Raw genomic sequence first — 19205 nt, 5'->3', positions numbered from 1 at the left:
CCGTGTGGCGCGGCACCGTAGTGCTGGATACTGCGGTCAGCCGTACGCGGTGACCGGTGCCGGGCGCGGTGAGCTGGAGGGGACGGTTCGCGTGAGCGAGATACCAGCGAAGGCGACGGAGCGCGACGGTCCGTCGGGCGACGCGAGGGCCCATGGGGCCACGGACGACGCGGCGGGTGACGCCGCCCCGGGCGACGCGGCGGGCGAAGGCCCCGGCGACGAGACGTGGCAGCGCAACCCGCCGGGTTCGATCTACGACTACATCAAGGTCGCCTCGTTCTCGATCGGCGCCGACGGCCTGGTCGACCAGTGGAGCGCGCGCGCCGAGCGGCTGTTCGGCGTGGCGGCGCGGGACGCCGTGGGCAAGGACCCCATCGAGGCCTTCGTACCGCCGGAGCTGCGCGCGGGCGGGCACCGCAAGATGACGGAGATCCTCGACGGACGCGAGTGGACGGGGGTCGTCCCCTTCCGGCTGCCGGAGGGCTCGCAGCCGTCCTACGGCCACCGGAGCGGCCCCGGCGGCCCCGGCGGCCTGGAAGGCATCGCGGAGATCTACGTCATGCCGACCGAGACGGAGGACGGCGAACGGGCCGCGGTCTGCATCGTCGTCGACGTCCGCGCGCTGCGCCGGATCGAGACGGACCTCGCCGCGTCGCAGGCCATTTTCGGCCAATCACCCTTCGGCTTCCTGCTGTTCGGTACGGACCTGAAGGTGCAGCGCGCCAACCGCAGGTTCGCCGACGTCTTCGGCGGCGGTGTCGAGGACCAGCGCGGCCGCACCGTGCACGACTATCTGCCGCGCCACGAGGCCGACCGCATGGCCGCCGCCATGAAGCGGGTCCTGGAGACCGGCGATTCCGTGACGGACATGCAGATAGTGGGCCCCGCGCCCGGCAACAGCGACCGCAGGCACTGGTCGATCAACCTCTACCGCGTGCACAGCGGTTCGGGCCGTCCCATCGGCGTCGCCGGCCTCGGCACCGACGTCACCCGGCGGCACGCCGCCGCCCGCGAGGCCGCCCACGCGCGGCGCAATCTGGCCCTCCTGAACGAGGCGGGAGCGCGCATCGGCAACTCCCTCGACCTGGAGACCACCGCCCGGGAACTGCTCGACGTCGCCGTCCCCGGCTTCTGCGACCTCGCCTCCGTCGACCTCTACCAGGGGCTCCTCGACGGCGACGAGGCGCCGCCCGGGCTCGCCGACGGCAGCGCCGACCTGCGCCGGGTGGCCTTCGCGAGCGCCGTCGCCGACGCCCCGTTCCCCGCGGGCACCGCGCCCGTCGACGTCGGCGCCGTGCACCGCTACGCGTTCACGTCGCCCTGCGCCGACGCCCTGCGCGCCGCCCGCCCCCGCCTGATCACCGGGGACGACGACGATTCGGCGAGCCGGCGCACCGGCGGCCTCGTCCAGTCGACGCTCGCCGTGCCGATGGTCGCCCACGACACCGTGGTCGGCCTCGCCCAGTTCTCCCGTACGAAGGGCAGCGAGCCCTTCGGCGAGCGCGACCGCGCGCTCGCCGTCGAACTGGCCGCGCGCGCCGCCGTCTGCATCGACAACGCCCGCCTGTACCGCCGCGAGCACGAACGCGCGCTGATACTGCAGCGGTCCCTGCTGCCGCCCGGTGACCCGGAGGCGTCCGGCCTCGACATCGCCTGCCGCTACCTGCCGGGCAACGCGGCCACGGAGGTCGGCGGCGACTGGTTCGACGTCATCGAGCTGCCGGGCCACCGCACGGCGCTGGTCGTCGGCGACGTCATGGGCCGCGGCCTGCGGGCCGCCGTCGCCATGGGCGAACTGCGCACCGCCGTCCGCACCCTGGCGCTCCTCGATCTGGAACCCGCCGAGGTGCTCTCCGCCCTCGACGAGGTCGCCAGCGGCCTCGGCAACCCGGCAGGTCCCCAGCAGGCCTCCCGCGCGGCCCGCAAGGCGGCGGACGCGGACCTCGGCGAGGTGTACCTCGCCACCTGCGTGTACGCGGTCTACGACGCCGTGACCCGGCGCTGCACCTTCGCCAACGCCGGACACCTGCCGCCCGTCCTCGTGGAGCCCGGCGAGTCCGCGCTCATGCTCGACGTACCCCCGGGCATGCCGCTCGGCGTCGGCGGTGAGCCCTTCGAGGACGTCCAGGTGGAACTCCCCGAGGGCGCACTCCTCGCGCTCTACACCGACGGCCTCGTCGAATCCCGCCACCACCCGCTCGACGAGGGCCTGAACGCCCTGGTGCGCGCCCTCAACGACGCGCCTCCCGTGCTGGAGGACGTCTGTGACCACGTCCTGAACACGCTCGACACCCACCACGGGGAGGACGACATCGCGCTCCTGATGGCGCGTGTCGAGGGCCTGCCCGCCGAGCATGTCGGGGACTGGACGCTGCCGCGCGACCCCAAGTCGGTGGGCCGCGCCCGCGAACTGGCCTGCGACCACCTGCGCGCGTGGGACCTGGAACGGCTCTGCGACACCGCGGAACTGCTGGTCAGCGAGCTCGTCACCAACGCCTTGCGGTACGGCGAGGGTGACATCAGACTCCGCCTCCTGCTCGACCGCACGCTGGTGTGCGAGGTGTGGGACGGGGGCTTCGTCCAGCCGCGCCGGCGCCGGGCCAGGGACACCGACGAGGGCGGGCGCGGGCTGCAGCTCGTCGGCCTGCTCAGCGCGGCCTGGGGCTCGCGCAGGACGCCGCACGGCAAGACGGTGTGGTTCGAACTCGCCCTGCCCGGCGACGCGGAGCCGAAGGACCCGGCGGAGGCGCTGCTCAGCCTGTTCTGACCCGGACGGCCCGGCCGCCGTACGGCCGCTGCCTGGCCCGATCGCCGTACGGGGTCAGGTCGTCGCCTCGAGGGCGCCGAGGCGGGCCTCGACCTCCACGGTCTCGGTCTGCGAGGCGACCGCCTCCTCGGCCTCCTTGATGTCGTGGAGTAGTCGCGGATCAGCTGGTCGATCGTCTTCTGCGGGTCCTCGGCCCCGTCGAGGAGCGCCGGTCGAAGCGCGCGGTCTCGGCGTCCAGGCGGCGGCCCGCGTCCGTGCAGCGCGCGACGATCTCGCCCAGCATGCGGCGCCTGGTGGCGTCGTCCTCGGGAAAGGCGTCGTCGAGCTCCTGGCGCAGCCGGAACGCCGCCGTCAGCTCCCGCTGCGCGTACGCGAGCGCCTCGCCGAACGGTTGTACCGCGTCCTTCCCGAACTGCGCCGTGGCGAAGCCGAGTTCCTCGGTGCTGGTGCGGACCGCGTCGTCGGTCTCCACGAGGAGGCGCCGGGCCTCGCTGTCGAGCTCGGGGAGCGGGGCGACGTTCTTGCCCGCCGCCCCTCTTCCCGAGCCGCCGCCGGGCGTCGTACGGGTGATGGCGCGCTTCCTGCGCCGCTTGTACGCGACCGTCGCGGCGACCCCGGCCGCGCACGCCGCCGCCACGGGGAGCACCAGGTCACCGGCCACGGAGTCGTCCGCACCGTCCGCGCCGCCCGGGTCGGCCGGACCCGAGGTGAGCGTCGGGGTCGGCACGGGGCGGCCGGCGAGGACGGCGCGGTAGCCGTCCGCGGCGCCCACGGCGACCCCGGCCCAGTCGTTCCGGCGCAGGGCGGGCCTGATCGCCGTGGTGGTCACGGACCGGAGCTGCGCGTCGGTGAGCCGGGAGCCGTCGTCCACGGAGCAGGCGAAACGGCGATCGTGCGTCGCGACGGCGAGCAGCACGTCGTCCAGCCCGAGGCCGTTGCGCTCCGCAGTGGCGTCCGTCCAGCTCCGCGCGGAGCGGCCGGAGAAGTCACGTACGTAAACGACGAAGAGCTGCACGCCGCTGTCGTCGTAGAGCCGGTCGAGGGCCTGCCGGACGGCGTTCTCACGCCCGGCGAGGGCGTCGGTCCTGTCGGTGGTCTGGCCGGTGCGCGAGAGCGTGACCGGGTCGTCGGCGACCGCGGGGGAGGGCCACAGCGGCAGAAGCCACCCGAGCAGCACGGCCACCGCGGCCGCTGCTGCCCGCGCGGCGGCCATGCGCGGGGACGGCGTCACATGTGCGAGCGTAGGGCGGCCTGTGAACCGCCGCGACCCGGGTCACTCACGCCCCCACATCAGGACCCTGGGCAGCTCCGACGTCCGGTCGTTGTCGCCGGGGCGCAGGCCGGACCTGGGGCGGTTCTTCCAGGTCATGGTGACCATCGGGGTGCCGCTCTCGCCGACGGTCACCTTCGAGCCCGCGTAGCGCCGTCCGGGGGCGGTCTTCTCGCGGAGCCGGGACGCGGTGGTGTCCGCCGCCTTCTTGGAGGCGGTGCGTGCGCAGAGCGACTCCGACGACGACGTGCCGTCCTTGGCGACCCGCCCGCCGATCGCGAAGAGCACGACGTCCGCGTCCTCGCGCTTCGCGGAGAACGACGCCTCGTACACGTCGCCCAGGCAGTCGGCCACGTCCCTGTACGCCTCGTCGTCGCGCAGGGACGTGCCGGGCAGCGGGGGAGCGGGAAGGTCACCCCGCGAACTCCACCTCCGGGTACGGCCCGGACGGCGCGTCGAGGAGGCCGTCGTCCCGCTGCTTCAGCCACCGGTCGAAGAACGAGGCCACGTACGCCCGTTGGGCCGCCACCGCTCGCTTCGGGTCGACCGTGCCTATGTTCTCCTCCAGGGTCTTCCTGTCGACGCCGGACCGCGGAAGCAGTGCGGACAGATCGGTGTACGTCTGGTGCAGCGAGCCGCGCAGCGTCAGGTTCCGCTTCCAGCCGGTGCTGTGGGACCAGAACGACCGCCACGACGGCTCGGTCCTGCGGTCGCTGCCCTCGTGACCCATCAGCAGGAACGGCCGGTCCAGACCGTGCCGTGCGACCGGCGTCAGGTGGGTGCCGAGCGGTTCGGGGTTGAACTCCAGCGTGCCGTCCAGGTCGATTCCGGCCGTGACCCGCCGGTCCTCGTACATGGTCTCGGCCGCGGCGATCCCGCCCGCGGAGTGGCCGAACATGCCCACGCGCCGCCGGTCGACGAGCCGGGAGAGGCCGTGCGGCAGCGAGCCGAGGCGGTCGAGGACGAACCGGGAGTCGGCGACCCGGGTGTCGAGCGTCCGCTTCATCAGCTGCGGAAGGGTGCCGTTCTTCTGCGCCTGCGCCAGCGCCTTCCGCAGCGGCCCGTCGTCCTTGACCGAGCCGTCGGGGAACTGCACCCCGGGGTTCTCGTAGGTGTGGTCGACGGTCACGACGACATAGCCGCGGCTCGCCATCTCCTCGACCAGGGCGGTGCCCCAGGTCCGGGGGTCGCCCGCCCCCGCCGCGTACACGAGGACGGGGCGCCGCCCGCCTCCGGTGTCGGCCGGGGCTCCTTCCCTGGCGTGTGTCCGCAGGGCCGCGAAGTCGATCGCGCCGCGGGGGATGCCGTGCGGCGACGTGGCGTCCCAGCGGGCGGCGGCGCCCGGTGCCATGTAGCGGGCGCGGTGATGCCCGGTGGCCGGTCCGGGCGCGGCCGGGTACCAGACGCTGATCATCAGCTCGCGGTACGGCTGCGCGGGCACCCACGGGTCGTGCCGCGACCGGTCGACGAGCCGCGCCGAGACGGTGCCGATGCCGTACGACCCCGTGGGCGCGGGCAGTTGGCCCACGGCAGCGGCAGCGGCGGACGAGCCGGGCGAGGGGGTGGACGTGGACGTGGACGCGGACGCGGGCAGGGCCAGCGCGGTCGCCGCGAGCCCCGCGACCGCTAGCCCGACGAGCGAACGGCGGGTCAGGGATGCACGAGAAGTCATGCCTCCATGCTGCGCGTCACCAACACCGCGCCACTATGGGGGAAATCATGGAAATCCCGCCTGGGGGATTGCCCCCAGAGACCCTGACAGCCGCCCCTGACGCCCTCTCCCCGAACCAACCCCTACTCCGTCCGCCGCCGGATCTTGTTGCCCAGCCACACCAGCGGATCGTACTTGCGGTCGACCGCCCGTTCCTTCAAGGGGATCAGCGCATTGTCGGTGATCTTGATGCCCTCGGGACACACCTCCGTACAGCACTTGGTGATGTTGCAGTAGCCGAGCCCGTGCTCGTCCTGTGCGGTCCGCTTGCGGTCGAGGCCGGTCTCGGCCGCCGCGTCCAGCGGATGCATGTCCAGCTCGGCGACGCGCATCAGGAACCGGGGCCCGGCGAAGACGCCCTTGTTCTCCTCGTGGTCGCGCACCGCGTGGCACGTGTCCTGGCACAGAAAGCACTCGATGCACTTGCGGAACTCCTGCGGCCGGTCCACGTCCTCCTGCTGCATGCGGTACTCGCCCGGACCGAGATCCGCGGGCGGTACGAACGCCGGGACTTCGCGCGCCTTCGTGTAGTTGAAGCCGACGTCCGTCACCAGATCGCGCACCACGGGGAAGGCGCGCAGCGGCGTCACCGTGATGACCTCGTCGGGTCCGAAGACCGACATCCGGGTCATGCACATCAGCCGGGGGCGGCCGTTGATCTCCGCCGAGCACGAACCGCACTTGCCCGCCTTGCAGTTCCAGCGGACGGCGAGATCGGGGGCCTGGGTGGCCTGGAGGCGGTGGATGATGTCGAGCACCACTTCGCCCTCGTTGACCTCGACCTCGTAGTCCGTCAGGCCGCCGCCGCCGAGGTCCCCGCGCCAGACCTTGAATTGCGCGTCGTACGAACTCACTCGTACAGCTCCTCTTCAGCCAGGTACTTGACCAGCTCCTCCTTCTCGAAGAGGGCGAGCAGGTCCGGGCGGATGGGCTCGGTCTCGACGCGGACCAGGTCGATCTGGCCGCGTACGGCTCCGGTGGCCGCCAGACCCCCGGTGGGGTCGGCGAGCCGGCAGAGCAGATTGGCGCGGCGCCACTCGCGGTTCATCGACGGGTGGTCCTCGCGGGTGTGACCGCCGCGGCTCTCCGTGCGCTCCAGGGCGGCCCGCGCGATGCACTCGCTGACCAGGAGCATGTTGCGCAGGTCGAGGGCGAGGTGCCAGCCGGGATTGAACTGGCGGTGGCCCTCGACACCGGCCCGCCGCGCCCGCACCCGCAGCTCGGCCAGCTTCTCCAGGGCCTGGGCCATCTCGGCCTCGCGGCGGATGATGCCGACCAGGTCGTTCATGGTCTGCTGCAGTTCCTGGTGGAGGGTGTACGGATTCTCGTGCGGCGTCCCGTCGTCGGGCCCCTCCGCGCTGAACGGCCGCAGCGCCTCCGCGGCCGCCGCGGCGACCTGCTCCTCTTCCACGGCGGGGCGGGCGGCGAGGCCCGCGGCGTACCTGGCCGCGTGCAGGCCCGCGCGCCGCCCGAAGACCAGCAGGTCGGAGAGGGAGTTGCCGCCGAGCCGGTTGGAGCCGTGCATGCCGCCCGCGACCTCGCCCGCGGCGTAGAGCCCGGCGACGCGGCGCGCGGCGGCGGTGTCGGAGTCGACCGCGATGCCGCCCATCACGTAGTGGCAGGTCGGCCCGACCTCCATCGCCTCCGCGGTGATGTCCACGTCCGCCAGCTCCTTGAACTGGTGGTACATGGACGGCAGTCGGCGCTTGATGACCTCGGCGGGCATCCGCGTCGACACGTCGAGGAACACCCCGCCGTGCGGCGAGCCGCGGCCCGCCTTCACCTCGGCGTTGATGGCGCGCGCGACCTCGTCACGGGGCAGGAGTTCGGGGGGCCTGCGGTTGTGGTCCGGGTCGTCGTACCAGCGGTCGCCCTCCTCCTCCGACTGCGCGTACTTCTCCTTGAAGACGTCGGGCACGTAGTCGAACATGAACCGCTTGCCCTCGGAGTTGCGCAGGACCCCGCCGTCGCCGCGCACGGACTCGGTGACGAGGATGCCCTTGACCGACGGCGGCCAGACCATGCCCGTCGGGTGGAACTGGACGAACTCCATGTTCAGCAGGGGAGCCCCGGCGAGCAGTGCGAGCGCGTGCCCGTCGCCCGTGTACTCCCACGAGTTCGACGTCACCTTGAACGACTTGCCGATGCCGCCCGTCGCAAGGACCACGGAGGGTGTCTCCAGGACGAAGAAGCGGCCCGACTCGCGGTCGTAGCAGAAGGTCCCGCTGACCCGCCCGCCCTCGCCGAACCCCTCGTCCTCCTCCTTCAGGACCCGGGTGACCGTGCACTCCTGGAAGACCTTCAGGCGCGCCTCGTAGTCCCCGAACTCCTTGTAGTCCTCCTGCTGCAGGGCGACGACCTTCTGCTGGAGCGTGCGGATCAGCTCCAGGCCGGTGCGGTCGCCGACGTGTGCGAGGCGCGGGTACTCGTGGCCGCCGAAGTTGCGCTGGGAGATCCGGCCGTCCGGGGTGCGGTCGAACAGCGCGCCCCAGGTCTCCAACTCCCATACGCGGTCGGGTGCTTCGCGGGCGTGCAGTTCGGCCATCCGCCACTGGTTGAGGAACTTGCCGCCGCGCAGGGTGTCGCGGAAGTGGACCTGCCAGTTGTCGCCGGAGTTCACGTTGCCCATGGAGGCGGCGATGCCGCCCTCGGCCATCACGGTGTGCGCCTTGCCGAACAGGGACTTGCAGATCACCGCCGTACGCGCGCCCTGTTCGCGCGCCTCGATCGCCGCCCGCAGGCCCGCGCCGCCGGCCCCCACCACGACGACGTCCCACTGCTGCCGGTCCACTTGAGACATCAGCTGGTCCCGTCCCTTAGAAGAAGCGCGGATCGTCGAAGGCGCCGCTTGCGACCAGGTAGACGTACAGGTCGGCGAGCGCGACGCTCGCCAACGACGTCCAGGCGAGCAGCATGTGATGGTTGGTCAGCTTGCCGGTCCACTGCCACATGCGGTAGCGCACCGGGTGCTTGGAGAAGTGTTTGAGCTTGCCGCCGATGACGTGCCGGCAGGAGTGGCAGGAGAGCGTGTAGATCCAGATCAGTACGACGTTGACGAGGAGGACGAGGGTGCCGAGCCCCATGTGGCCCCACTCGTAGTGCTCGTCGCGGAAGCCGAGCACGGCGTCGTACGTGAGGATGCCCGCCACCGGCACGGCTGCGTAGAAGAAGTAGCGGTGGACGTTCTGCAGGATCAGCGGGAAGCGGGTCTCACCCGTGTACTTCTTGTGCGGCTCGGCGACCGCGCAGGCGGGCGGTGACGCCCAGAAGCCCCGGTAGTAGGCCTTGCGGTAGTAGTAGCAGGTCAGCCGGAAGCCGAGCGGGAAGACCAGGATGAGCACCGAGGGGGACAGGCCCCACCAGCTGCCGAAGATCTCCCAGTTGGGCCCGGAGCGCATCGGTTCGCAGTTCTCGGCGACGCACGGCGAGTAGAACGGCGAGACGTAGGGCGCCGCGTAGTAGTCCGCGTTCGCGAAGGCCCGCCAGGTCGAGTAGACGACGAAGGCGAGCAGTCCGGCGGCGGTCGCCGCGGGCGCCAGCCACCAGCGGTCGGTCCGCAGATGGGCAGCGGTGATCGCGGCGCGCGTGCCGTCGCGCACGCCGCCGGGGGCCGGTCCGCTCTTCGGTTGGGGTTCCGTGCCGGTGGCCAACGAGGCTCCACTCCTTCGTCCTCGGATGGGGAGAGGCTCTGCGAGTGCGTGCGGCGTGCGGGGGTGCGGGGGTGCGAGGTGCGGCCCGGGTCGGGTCGGGGCGTGGCGGGTCAGGGCGCGTGGCGGTCGCAGCCGCCCAGGCCCTCGTCGTCGAGGTCTCCGGCGTTCGCCCACAGAGAGCTGTCGTACGGGGTGTCGGGGATGGTCACGAATTCGCGCGGGGGCGGTTCGGCGCGGGGCGCGGACGGTGGCGGGGCCGCCGCGCGCAGCAGGGCCACGCTCTCGCGCAGGTGGTCGGTGTCCGTACGCACCCGGCGTACGTCGACGCCCGCCAGTGCTCCGTCGGCCTGCTGCTCCAGCCTGCCGACGGTGCGGACGAGGTCGTCCACACAGCGTTGGACGGCCGTCAATTCATCGTGCAGAGCCATTACTTGCCCTCACTTCGGGTGTGCGGTGGCAACGCTCATGCGCCTGCGAGTGTCGCGCGTCACATCCCGGCTTGTGAAGGGATCTGCAGCGATTGCCGGATCAGGAGCGGTGAATGCGCCGGATCACGCGCCGATCCCGCCGACCTCGACCGACCGCGACCGTCCGGCGACCGGAACATGCCCCGGGGGCGCTGCCGTGCGCTGCCGTGTGCCGTCGTGCGCCGTCGCGGGCGTGCGCCATTGGGCCGCACGAGTGGGATATGAGCGCCCCCGTGTCGTGCCTCCCCCGCGGGGTGTGTCCCGTCGCCTTCAGTGGAGCGATAGATGTGATCAGCTCCATATACCGCCAAACGTGATCAAACCCGGCCCGGTCCTGGTAGCGGGCGGCCGGGCGAGCCCCGGACCCCGGAGGTACCAGCCATGTCCCACGACCGCGCCAGAGTCAGATCTGTCGTGTTCCTCGCGACGGGGGTGCTGGCTCTGCCCGCCCTCGCCGGCTGCAGCTCGAACGACGAGGCGGGGCGGCCGACCGCGGGCCAGGACGTCGCTCCCGCCGCCCGGGACCTGGTCGCCGACGGCGGAACCATGAACTGGGCGGTCGACGCGCTGCCCGAGACGTTCAACTCCTTCCAGGCCGACGCCGACGAGGGCACCTCGCGCGTGGCGGGCGCGGTCCTGCCGTCCCTGTTCCGCCTCGACGCGCAGGGCAGGGCGCAGCGCAACGCCGACTTCCTCGAGTCGGCGAAGGTCGTCGAGCGCGAGCCCCAGCAGGTCGTCCTGTACAAGCTCAACCAGCAGGCGGTCTGGAGCGACGGCCGGGAGATCGGCGCCGACGACTTCGCCGCCCAGTGGCGGGCCCTGTCCGGCAAGGACTCCGCGTACTGGACGGCGCGCAACGCCGGTTACGACCGCATCCAGAAGATCGAGCGCGGCGCGAACAACCTGGAGGTGCGGGTCACCTTCGCCAAGCCGTACGCGGACTGGCGCTCCCTGTTCTCGCCGCTCTACCCCAAGCAGGTCATGGGCGCCCCCGACTCCTTCAACGACGGCGCACGGCGCAAGCTGAAGGTGACCGCGGGCCCCTTCGCGCTCGCCTCCGTCGACCAGAAGGCCGGCGACGTGACGCTGGAGCGCAACCCGCGCTGGTGGGGCAGCCCGGCCAAGCTCGACAAGATCGTGCTGCGCCGGGTGACGCGCGCCGAGCGGGCCGGAGCGCTCGCCCAGAACAAGGTCGACCTCGCCGCGGTCGACTCGGCGGAGGCCGGACGGATCGGCCTCGCCGCCCGGGACAAGGGCGCGCAGGGCCCGCCCGCGCACGGCCCCGGCGCCGCGCTGACCCCCGCCAAGGCGCTCCGCTCCTGGGCGCTCGCGCACGGCTCCGACGAGGAGGCCGCCGACGCGGAGACCGAGGCCCGCGCCAAGACCCGCAAGGCCGTCAGGAAGTACGCGACCGAGCAGGAGGGCCTGCGCGGCTACGTGGTCCGCAAGTCCCTGGAACCGGCCTACACCCAGCTCGCCCTCAACGGCTCCGAGGGACCGCTCGCCGACGACCGCGTGCGCCGCGCGGTGGCCCGCGCCCTGAACCGCGAGGAGCTCGCGAAGACCGTCCTCAAACCGCTCGGCCTGCCCGCCGTGCCGGTCGGCAGCCACCTCGCGCTCGCCGGTCAGCAGGCGTACGCGGACAACAGCGGGGCCCTCGGTGAGCAGGACACCGCGGAGGCGCGGGCGCTGCTCGCGGACGCGGGCTGGACGCCGGGCGGCCCGCTCAAGGGCAAGAAGGACAAGGACGCGAAGACCGCGGGCGGCGAGGCCGGCGCGAAGAAGGCGAAGGCGGACTCCGAGGAGGAGTCGGGCGACGGCACGTACATCGTGGGCGAGGACGACGGCAAGCCCGCCGAGACCGGCACCACGGTGCTCGCCCCCGCGCCCGCGGCCGCCTATCAGCGGGCCGTCCTGAACCGGCAGGCCGACGCCCTCGGACTGACCCGCGAGGCCGACAAGGAGAAGAAGAAGGAGCCGGGCGAGCACTCCAAGGCCAAGCACACCGGCAAGCACTCCAAGGCCGAGGCCGCGTCGAAGGCGAAGTCGCGGTCCAAGGCGGAGTCCAAGGCCGAGTCGAAGGGTGAGTCCAAGCCCAAGTCCGAGGCGCGGGCCAAGGACCACGCCAAGGGCGGAGTCCCCGGCGCGTACGCCCCCAAGGGCACCGCCGCTCCCAAGGCGGCGGGCGCGGCCGCGGCCGGTCCGCTCGCCAAGGACGGCAAGCCCCTCACGCTCCGCTTCGTCCTGCCCTCCGGCGACGGCTCGGAGCCGCTGCGCGCGGTGGCCGACCGGATCACGCGGATGCTGGAGAAGATCGGCGTCCGCACGGAGACGGCGAAGGTCGCCGACGACAGCTACTTCAAGGACCACATCGCGTCCGGGCAGTACGACCTGGCCCTGTACTCGTGGCCCGCGTCGGCCTTCCCCGCCACCGACGCCCGCCCGATCTTCGCCAAGCCGGTCCCGGCCGCGGACGGGTCGCTGAACGTCGAGCAGAACTACACGCGCGTCGGCACCGACCACATCGACCAGCTCTTCGACCAGGCGATCGGCGAGCTCGATGAGGAAACGTCACTCTCCCTGGTGAAGAAGGCCGACGCCCGCATCTGGGCCGAGGCGGGCTCCATCCCCCTCTATCAGCGCCCCCAGCTGATGGCGGCCCGGCCGAACCTGGCCAACGCGGGAGCCTTCGGCTTCCAGGCCCCGCACTACGAGGACATCGGCTTCCTGAAGCCGGGCGCGAAGCCCTCGGGCAGCCCGTCCGCCGGATAGCGGGACCACCCCCTCGCCGGGGCGCCGCTGCTCAGATTCCGCTCAACTCTCTTGCCCGTCGGCCACCCCGGCGGGCAAGCTCGTACCCACCCATTGACCTGCTGTTTCCTCAAAGTTCCCGAGGCTTTCCCCACCCCCGCGACGCCCCCGCGGAGGCTGCCTCCGCGGAAGGCCCGTAGACTGGGGTGAGGCCGTGGCGTGTCCAGCCCGGCAGGGTTCGCGTACTTCAGAGGTGCGTGTGACCATCCACTCACTCCAGGAGTACGCCGCACTATGGCCACGCGCCACGACATCCGTAACGTCGCCATCGTCGCTCACGTCGACCATGGCAAGACGACCATCGTCGATGCCATGCTCAAGCAGGCCGGTTCCTTCGCCGCGCACGCCGCCGAGTCCCTCGACGACCGCATGATGGACTCGAACGACCTGGAGCGTGAGAAGGGCATCACGATCCTCGCCAAGAACACGGCGGTGAAGTATCACCCCAAGGACGGCGGGGATCCGATCACGATCAACATCATCGACACCCCCGGCCACGCCGACTTCGGTGGCGAGGTCGAGCGCGGTCTGTCGATGGTGGACGCGGTCGTCCTGCTGGTCGACGCCTCCGAGGGCCCGCTGCCGCAGACCCGCTTCGTGCTGCGCAAGGCGCTCCAGCAGCGGCTGCCCGTCATCCTGTGCATCAACAAGACGGACCGCCCGGACTCGCGCATCGACGAGGTCGTCAACGAGACGTACGACCTCTTCCTGGACCTGGACGCGGACGAGGACCAGATCGAGTTCCCGATCGTCTACGCCTGTGGCCGTGACGGCGTCGCCTCGCTGACCAAGCCGGCCGACGGCACGGTCCCGGCGGACTCCACCAACCTGGAGCCGTTCTTCTCCACCATCCTCGAGCACGTCCCGGCCCCCACGTTCGACGAGGCCGCGCCGCTGCAGGCGCACGTCACCAACCTCGACGCGGACAACTTCCTCGGCCGTATCGCGCTGCTCCGCGTCGAGCAGGGCGAGCTGCGCAAGGGCCAGACGGTCGCGTGGATCAAGCGGGACGGCACCATCTCCAACGTCCGCATCACCGAGCTGATGATGACCGAGGCGCTCACCCGCAAGCCGGCCGAGATGGCGGGTCCGGGTGACATCTGCGCGGTCGCCGGTATCCCCGACATCATGATCGGCGAGACGCTGGCCGACCCGGAGAACCCGATCGCGCTGCCGCTGATCACGGTCGACGAGCCGGCGATCTCGATGACCATCGGTACGAACACCTCGCCGCTCGTCGGCCGCGGCGGCACCGGCAAGGGCGCGGACGCCAAGGCCGCGGTCAAGGACCGCAAGGTCACCGCCCGCCAGGTGAAGGACCGCCTGGAGCGCGAGCTGATCGGTAACGTCTCGCTGCGCGTCCTGGAGACCGAGCGTCCCGACGCCTGGGAGGTGCAGGGCCGCGGTGAGCTGGCGCTGGCCATCCTGGTCGAGCAGATGCGCCGCGAGGGCTTCGAGATGACCATCGGCAAGCCGCAGGTCGTCACGCAGCAGATCGACGGCAAGACGCACGAGCCGGTCGAGCGCATGACCATCGACGTGCCCGAGGAGCACATGGGCTCCGTCACGCAGCTCATGGGCGTCCGCAAGGGCCGCATGGACAACATGTCGAACCACGGCTCCGGCTGGGTCCGCCTGGAGTTCGTCGTGCCCTCCCGCGGCCTCATCGGCTTCCGTACGGAGTTCCTGACGAGCACCCGCGGCACCGGCATCGCCCACTCCATCCACGAGGGCCACGAGCCGTGGTTCGGCGAGCTGAAGACCCGTAACAACGGCTCCCTGGTCGCCGACCGCGCCGGCGCCGTCACCGCCTTCGCGATGACGAACCTCCAGGAGCGCGGCGTGCTGTTCACCGAGCCCGGCACCGAGGTGTACGAGGGCATGATCGTCGGCGAGAACTCGCGCGCCGACGACATGGACGTGAACATCACCAAGGAGAAGAAGCTCACCAACATGCGCTCGGCCGCCGCCGACTCGTTCGAGGCGATCGTGCCGCCGCGCAAGCTCTCCCTGGAGCAGTCCCTGGAGTTCTGCCGCGACGACGAGTGCGTCGAGGTGACCCCGGAGGCCGTGCGCATCCGCAAGGTCGTCCTCGACCAGAAGGAGCGCGGCCGTTCCGCGTCCCGCGCCAAGCACAACTGACCCGCTGATGTAGGCAGTTAGTGGCACTCAGTCGCCACGAGGCCGATTTCCGCCGCCCCCGAGGGGGTTCGGCGGGGATCGGCCTTCTGCGTTTCTCCTGGCGGGTACCGTGTGGCCGCTGCCGGTCGAGGGGTTCCCGGCAACCGGTTTTTGGCTGAGGAACGTCCGCTATTCGGACGTCACTGACCGTTAGATGTGTAACACGTCCGTTTCGCAACCATCTATCTCGGATCGGTTTGTCCGGATTTTGGAAGTTGTACGCGTCAGGTGTGATTGAACCGAGACCAAAAGGGTGTGGTCGACCGGTACCTCATGGCTAATAGTTGACCGCGTATAGCTCGGGTCAATGGGTCACGCGCTGTGGGGAGCGCCGACTCACGAGCACACTGGGGTACTCGATCTTCGCCGTCAGGGGTGTCGGCGTGGTTGCACGTACCCCCTCTTGTAGTGAACAAGTGGACTCATGAGGAGGAACCCCATGCGTGGTGCCAAGAGCGCCAAGTGGGTCGCGTGCGCGATAACCGTCACTCTGGCGGCGACCGCCTGCGGCGGTGGCAGCGACAGCGGTGACGACATGAACAAGGGCAAGGCGGACCCGAAGGGCATTGTCACCGCGCAGCTCAGCGAGCCGCAGAACCCGCTGCAGCCGGCCAACGCCAAGGAGAGCCAGGGCAGCCGCGTTCTGCGCACGGTCTTCGCGGGTCTGGTCGACTACAAGCCCGGTTCCGGCGACCTGGTGAACATCAACGCCGAGTCGGTCAAGCCGAACAAGGACTCGTCGGTCTGGACCGTCAAGCTCAAGCCGGGCTGGAAGTTCCACGACGGCACCCCGGTGACCGCCAAGTCCTACGTGGACTCCTGGAACTGGTCGGCCAACGTGTCGAACAACCAGACCAACTCCAGCTGGTTCGCCGACATCAAGGGCTACGAGGACGTCCACCCCGAGAAGGGCAAGCCCAAGTCCGACAAGATGTCGGGCCTGAAGGTCGTGGACGAGAACACCTTCACGATCTCGCTGAACAGCCCCGTCTCGTACTTCGCGTACAAGCTCGGCTACGACGTCTGGGCGCCGCTCCCGGAGGCCTTCTTCAAGGACCCGAAGGCGTTCGGCCAGAAGCCGGTCGGCAACGGCCCCTACAAGTTCGTCTCGTGGGACCACAACAAGCTGATCAAGGTCCGTAAGTTCGACGGCTACAAGGGCCCGAACGCGGCGAAGAACGGCGGCATCGACTTCAAGAACTACACGACCGCCGACGCCGCCTACTCGGACCTGCGCTCGGACAGCCTCGACTGGATCGAGCAGGTTCCGACCACCGCGCTGACGAACTACAAGCAGGACCTCGGCGACCGTGCGATCGACCAGGAGTACTCCGCGGTCCAGTCGATCGTCCCGGCGTTCTACTCCAAGCAGTTCAAGGACATCGACCCCAAGGTCATCCAGGGTCTGTCCATGGCGATCGACCGTGACACCATCACGGCGAAGGTGCTGCACGGCACGCGTACCCCGGCCGACTCCTTCGTCGCCCGCGGTGTGCTCGGCCACAAGGACGGCGCCCTCGGCGACGTCGCCAAGTTCGACCCGAAGAAGGCCAAGGCTCTCATCAAGGAGGGCGGCGGTGTCCCGGGCAACAAGATCTCGATCCAGTTCAACGCCGACCAGGACCACAAGCCGTGGGTCGACGCGGTCTGCAACAGCATTCGCAAGAGCGTCGGCGTCGAGTGTGTCGGTGCCTCCAAGCCGACCTTCCAGGCCGACCTGAACGCGCGTGACAACAAGCAGGTCAAGTCCATGTACCGCGGTGGCTGGGTGCTCGACTACCCCGTCAACTCGAACTTCATGCGGGACCTGTACGGCTCCAAGGCCGCCGGTAACACCAGCGGCTTCTCCAACAAGAAGTTCGACGAGCTGAGCACGAAGGCCGACAAGGCCGCCACGCTCGACGAGACCGTGAAGCTGTACCAGGAGGCGGAGCAGATCCTCGTCAAGGAGATGCCGGCCATCCCGCTGTGGTTCTACAAGGTCAACAGCGGCCAGTCGAAGCACATCCTCGGCAAGATCCCCTACGGCCAGGACGGCGACCCCATCTTCACCGACGTTCAGGTGAAGCAGAAGTAAGCATCGGGACCGTCGTCGGGTGTCGCCGCTCCGAACCGGAGCGGCGGCGCCCGACCCAGGCGCTGGCTCGTAACTCTCCACCCCCACCCAGTGGTTGAGAAGTTTGCGCAGGCCGTCGCCGACCCCTCACGGCATGGAGGCATGATGGGGCGCTACGCCGCCAGGCGACTGCTCCAGATGATCCCGATCTTCATCGGGACCACTCTGTTGATTTTCCTCATGGTCCACATCCTTCCCGGAGATCCCATCCGGGCGATGTGGGGAGACAAGGCCGCCGACCCCGCACAGGTCGCGGCACTGCGCCATGAGTTCGGGCTCGACCAGCCCGTGTGGAAGCAATACACCGACTACATGGCCAACCTCTTCCAAGGGGACTTCGGCCGGACGTTCGGCGGCCGCGAGGTCGTCGACGTGATGTCGGAGGCGTTCCCGGTGACGCTCAGACTCACCGCGCTCGCCATCATCATCGAGATCATCGTCGGTATCGGTCTCGGTGCGTGGGCGGGTCTGCGTGCGGGCAAGGCGGCCGACTCCGGCGTCCTCGTCTTCACCCTGTTCGTGATCTCCATCCCGGTGTTCGTACTCGGCTACCTCGCCCGGTTCATCTTCGCGGACGAACTCGGCTGGCTGCCGCCCAATGTGCAGGACTCCACGAACCTCTCCCAGTTGTTCCTGCCCGCGTTCGTCCTGGCGATGCTCTCCATGGCGTACGTGGCACGGCTGACCCGGACGACGTTCGCCGAGAACCTGCGGGCCGACTACATGCGCACCGCGACGGCCAAGGGGCTGCCGCGCCGCCGCATCGTGGGTGTCCACCTGCTGCGCAACTCGCTGATTCCCGTGATCACCTTCATCGGCACGGACATCGGCGGCTTCATCGGCGGTGCCGTCATCACCGAGGGCATCTTCAACGTGCAGGGCGTGGGCAACCTCCTCTACAGGGCGATCCAGACGAGCGAGGGCTCGACGATCGTCGGCGTGGTGACGGTCATCGTCCTCGTCATCCTGCTGCTCAACCTGCTCATCGACCTGCTGTACGCGGTCCTGGACCCGAGGATCCGGTATGCCTGACGCACCTGTGAGCAAAACGGCCGTCGACGGTCCGCCGGCGACGGCCCGCACGGAGGACGGCGCGGACGCCGCGGCTGCGGGCGTCTCCGCCACCAAGGCCAAGGTCGGCGGCGAGCGGGAGAAGCCCCGTTCGCTCTGGGGCGACGCCTGGTTCGAGCTGCGTCACCGTCCGATGTTCTGGATCTCGGCGACCCTGCTGGTCCTGCTGCTCTTCATCGCCGCCTTCCCCGGCCTGTTCACCGGCGCCGACCCGCGCGACGGAGATCTGACCAACCACTTCCTGAGCAAGCCGGAACTGGGCCACATCTTCAAGGCCGACTGGTTCGGCTACGACGGTCAGGGCCGCTCGATCTACGCCCGGGTCATCTACGGAACCCGCGCGTCGATCCTGGTCGGCGTGGGCGTGACCACCGTCGTGACGCTGCTCGGCGGCCTGCTCGGCATGCTGGCGGGGTACTTCGGGGGCTGGATCGACTCGATCATCTCCCGCATCACGGACATCTTCTTCGGTCTGCCCTTCCTGCTCGGCACGATGGTCATCCTGAACGCCTTCACCGAGCGCAAGGTCTACGTGGTCATCGCGTCCCTCGCGTTCCTCGGCTGGACCTCGATCGCCCGTGTGACGCGCAGTTCCGTGATCAGCGCCAAGCAGGCCGACTACGTGACGGCGGCCCGTGCACTCGGCGCCGGCACCACCAGAATGCTGTTCCGCCACGTGATGCCGAACGCCATCGCGCCGACCATCGTGGTCGCGACGATCGCGCTGGGCGGTTACATCTCGGCAGAGGCGACGCTCTCCTTCCTCGGACTCGGCCTCGCCGACCCGACGATCTCCTGGGGCATCGACATCTCCGAGGGCAGCAAGGCGATCCGTGACAACCCGCACGCACTGTTCTTCCCCGCGGGAATGCTGAGCATCACGGTCTTCGCTTTCATCATGCTCGGCGACGCGGTGCGCGACGCCCTCGACCCCAAGCTGCGCTGAGGGAGGCGTACACGTGACCAGCATCGACATCAAAGAAGACGCCTTCCCCGCGCCCCGTTCGGGCGAGGAGAAGAGCGGCAGGCTCCTGGACGTGAAGGACCTGCACGTCGAGTTCCACACGCGTGATGGTGTGGTCAAGGCGGTGAACGGGGTCAACTACAGCGTGGACGCGGGTGAGACGCTCGCGGTGCTGGGGGAGTCGGGTTCGGGCAAGT

12 protein-coding genes and 2 pseudogenes are annotated in these 19205 nt (G+C 70.2%); 7 read left to right on the top strand and 7 right to left on the bottom strand.

Features of this window, described 5'->3' with window-relative positions; all coding sequences use genetic code 11:
- Positions 1 to 91 precede the first annotated feature (91 nt).
- Entirely contained in the window at positions 92 to 2767 is a 2676-nt protein-coding gene (locus ACZ69I_RS27535; RefSeq protein WP_470835275.1) for a SpoIIE family protein phosphatase, read from the top strand.
- A gap of 208 nt (positions 2768 to 2975) precedes the next feature.
- Here the strand turns inward: ACZ69I_RS27535 and ACZ69I_RS27530 are convergent.
- The 7 genes and pseudogenes from ACZ69I_RS27530 to ACZ69I_RS27500 all read right to left on the bottom strand — a co-directional run.
- Positions 2976 to 3980: pseudogene (locus tag ACZ69I_RS27530) on the bottom strand (TPM domain-containing protein); the annotation flags it as partial.
- A gap of 60 nt (positions 3981 to 4040) precedes the next feature.
- The gene (locus ACZ69I_RS27525) at positions 4041 to 4391 is read right to left on the bottom strand and encodes a hypothetical protein (protein ID WP_470835274.1); all 351 of its coding nucleotides are present in this window, start codon (positions 4389 to 4391) and stop codon (positions 4041 to 4043) included.
- Positions 4392 to 4449: 58 nt separating this feature from the next.
- Positions 4450 to 5709 (bottom strand): alpha/beta hydrolase family protein, encoded by a 1260-nt coding sequence (locus tag ACZ69I_RS27520; RefSeq protein ID WP_470835273.1) that lies wholly within the window; start codon positions 5707 to 5709, stop codon positions 4450 to 4452.
- A gap of 122 nt (positions 5710 to 5831) precedes the next feature.
- Positions 5832 to 6602 (bottom strand): succinate dehydrogenase/fumarate reductase iron-sulfur subunit, encoded by a 771-nt coding sequence (locus ACZ69I_RS27515; protein ID WP_467680834.1) that lies wholly within the window; start codon positions 6600 to 6602, stop codon positions 5832 to 5834.
- Positions 6599 to 8548 carry a fumarate reductase/succinate dehydrogenase flavoprotein subunit gene (locus ACZ69I_RS27510; RefSeq protein ID WP_467680832.1) on the bottom strand — a complete coding sequence of 650 codons (1950 nt, stop codon included), beginning with the start codon at positions 8546 to 8548 and terminating at the stop codon, positions 6599 to 6601. Before ACZ69I_RS27510 ends, ACZ69I_RS27515 begins: the two co-directional genes overlap by 4 nt.
- A gap of 16 nt (positions 8549 to 8564) precedes the next feature.
- Positions 8565 to 9398 (bottom strand): hypothetical protein, encoded by an 834-nt coding sequence (locus ACZ69I_RS27505; RefSeq protein ID WP_467680830.1) that lies wholly within the window; start codon positions 9396 to 9398, stop codon positions 8565 to 8567.
- Between the two features lie 110 nt (positions 9399 to 9508).
- The gene (locus tag ACZ69I_RS27500) at positions 9509 to 9826 is read right to left on the bottom strand and encodes a hypothetical protein (protein ID WP_467680828.1); all 318 of its coding nucleotides are present in this window, start codon (positions 9824 to 9826) and stop codon (positions 9509 to 9511) included.
- Between the two features lie 420 nt (positions 9827 to 10246).
- Here ACZ69I_RS27500 and ACZ69I_RS27495 point away from each other — a divergent pair, with 420 nt between their 5' ends.
- From ACZ69I_RS27495 to ACZ69I_RS27470, 6 genes and pseudogenes are all read left to right on the top strand, one after another.
- Positions 10247 to 12637, top strand: coding sequence for an ABC transporter family substrate-binding protein (locus ACZ69I_RS27495; protein ID WP_470835272.1), 2391 nt, complete (start codon positions 10247 to 10249; stop codon positions 12635 to 12637).
- Between the two features lie 273 nt (positions 12638 to 12910).
- Positions 12911 to 14818: a translational GTPase TypA gene (gene typA, locus ACZ69I_RS27490; protein WP_470835270.1), complete on the top strand. Its 1908-nt coding sequence runs from the start codon at positions 12911 to 12913 to the stop codon at positions 14816 to 14818.
- A 478-nt stretch (positions 14819 to 15296) separates the two neighbouring features.
- Positions 15297 to 16934, top strand: coding sequence for a peptide ABC transporter substrate-binding protein (locus ACZ69I_RS27485; RefSeq protein WP_467680822.1), 1638 nt, complete (start codon positions 15297 to 15299; stop codon positions 16932 to 16934).
- Positions 16935 to 17078: 144 nt separating this feature from the next.
- Positions 17079 to 18005 carry an ABC transporter permease gene (locus ACZ69I_RS27480; protein ID WP_467681090.1) on the top strand — a complete coding sequence of 309 codons (927 nt, stop codon included), beginning with the start codon at positions 17079 to 17081 and terminating at the stop codon, positions 18003 to 18005.
- Positions 17998 to 18990 carry an ABC transporter permease gene (locus ACZ69I_RS27475; RefSeq protein WP_467680820.1) on the top strand — a complete coding sequence of 331 codons (993 nt, stop codon included), beginning with the start codon at positions 17998 to 18000 and terminating at the stop codon, positions 18988 to 18990. Before ACZ69I_RS27480 ends, ACZ69I_RS27475 begins: the two co-directional genes overlap by 8 nt.
- 22 nt (positions 18991 to 19012) lie before the next feature.
- Positions 19013 to 19205: pseudogene (locus ACZ69I_RS27470) on the top strand (methionine ABC transporter ATP-binding protein); the annotation flags it as partial.

The organism is Streptomyces sp. NPDC036815 (genome assembly GCF_055609205.1).
Note: the sequence above shows the minus strand (reverse complement) of the source record. Positions and strands in the feature narration are given on the sequence as shown.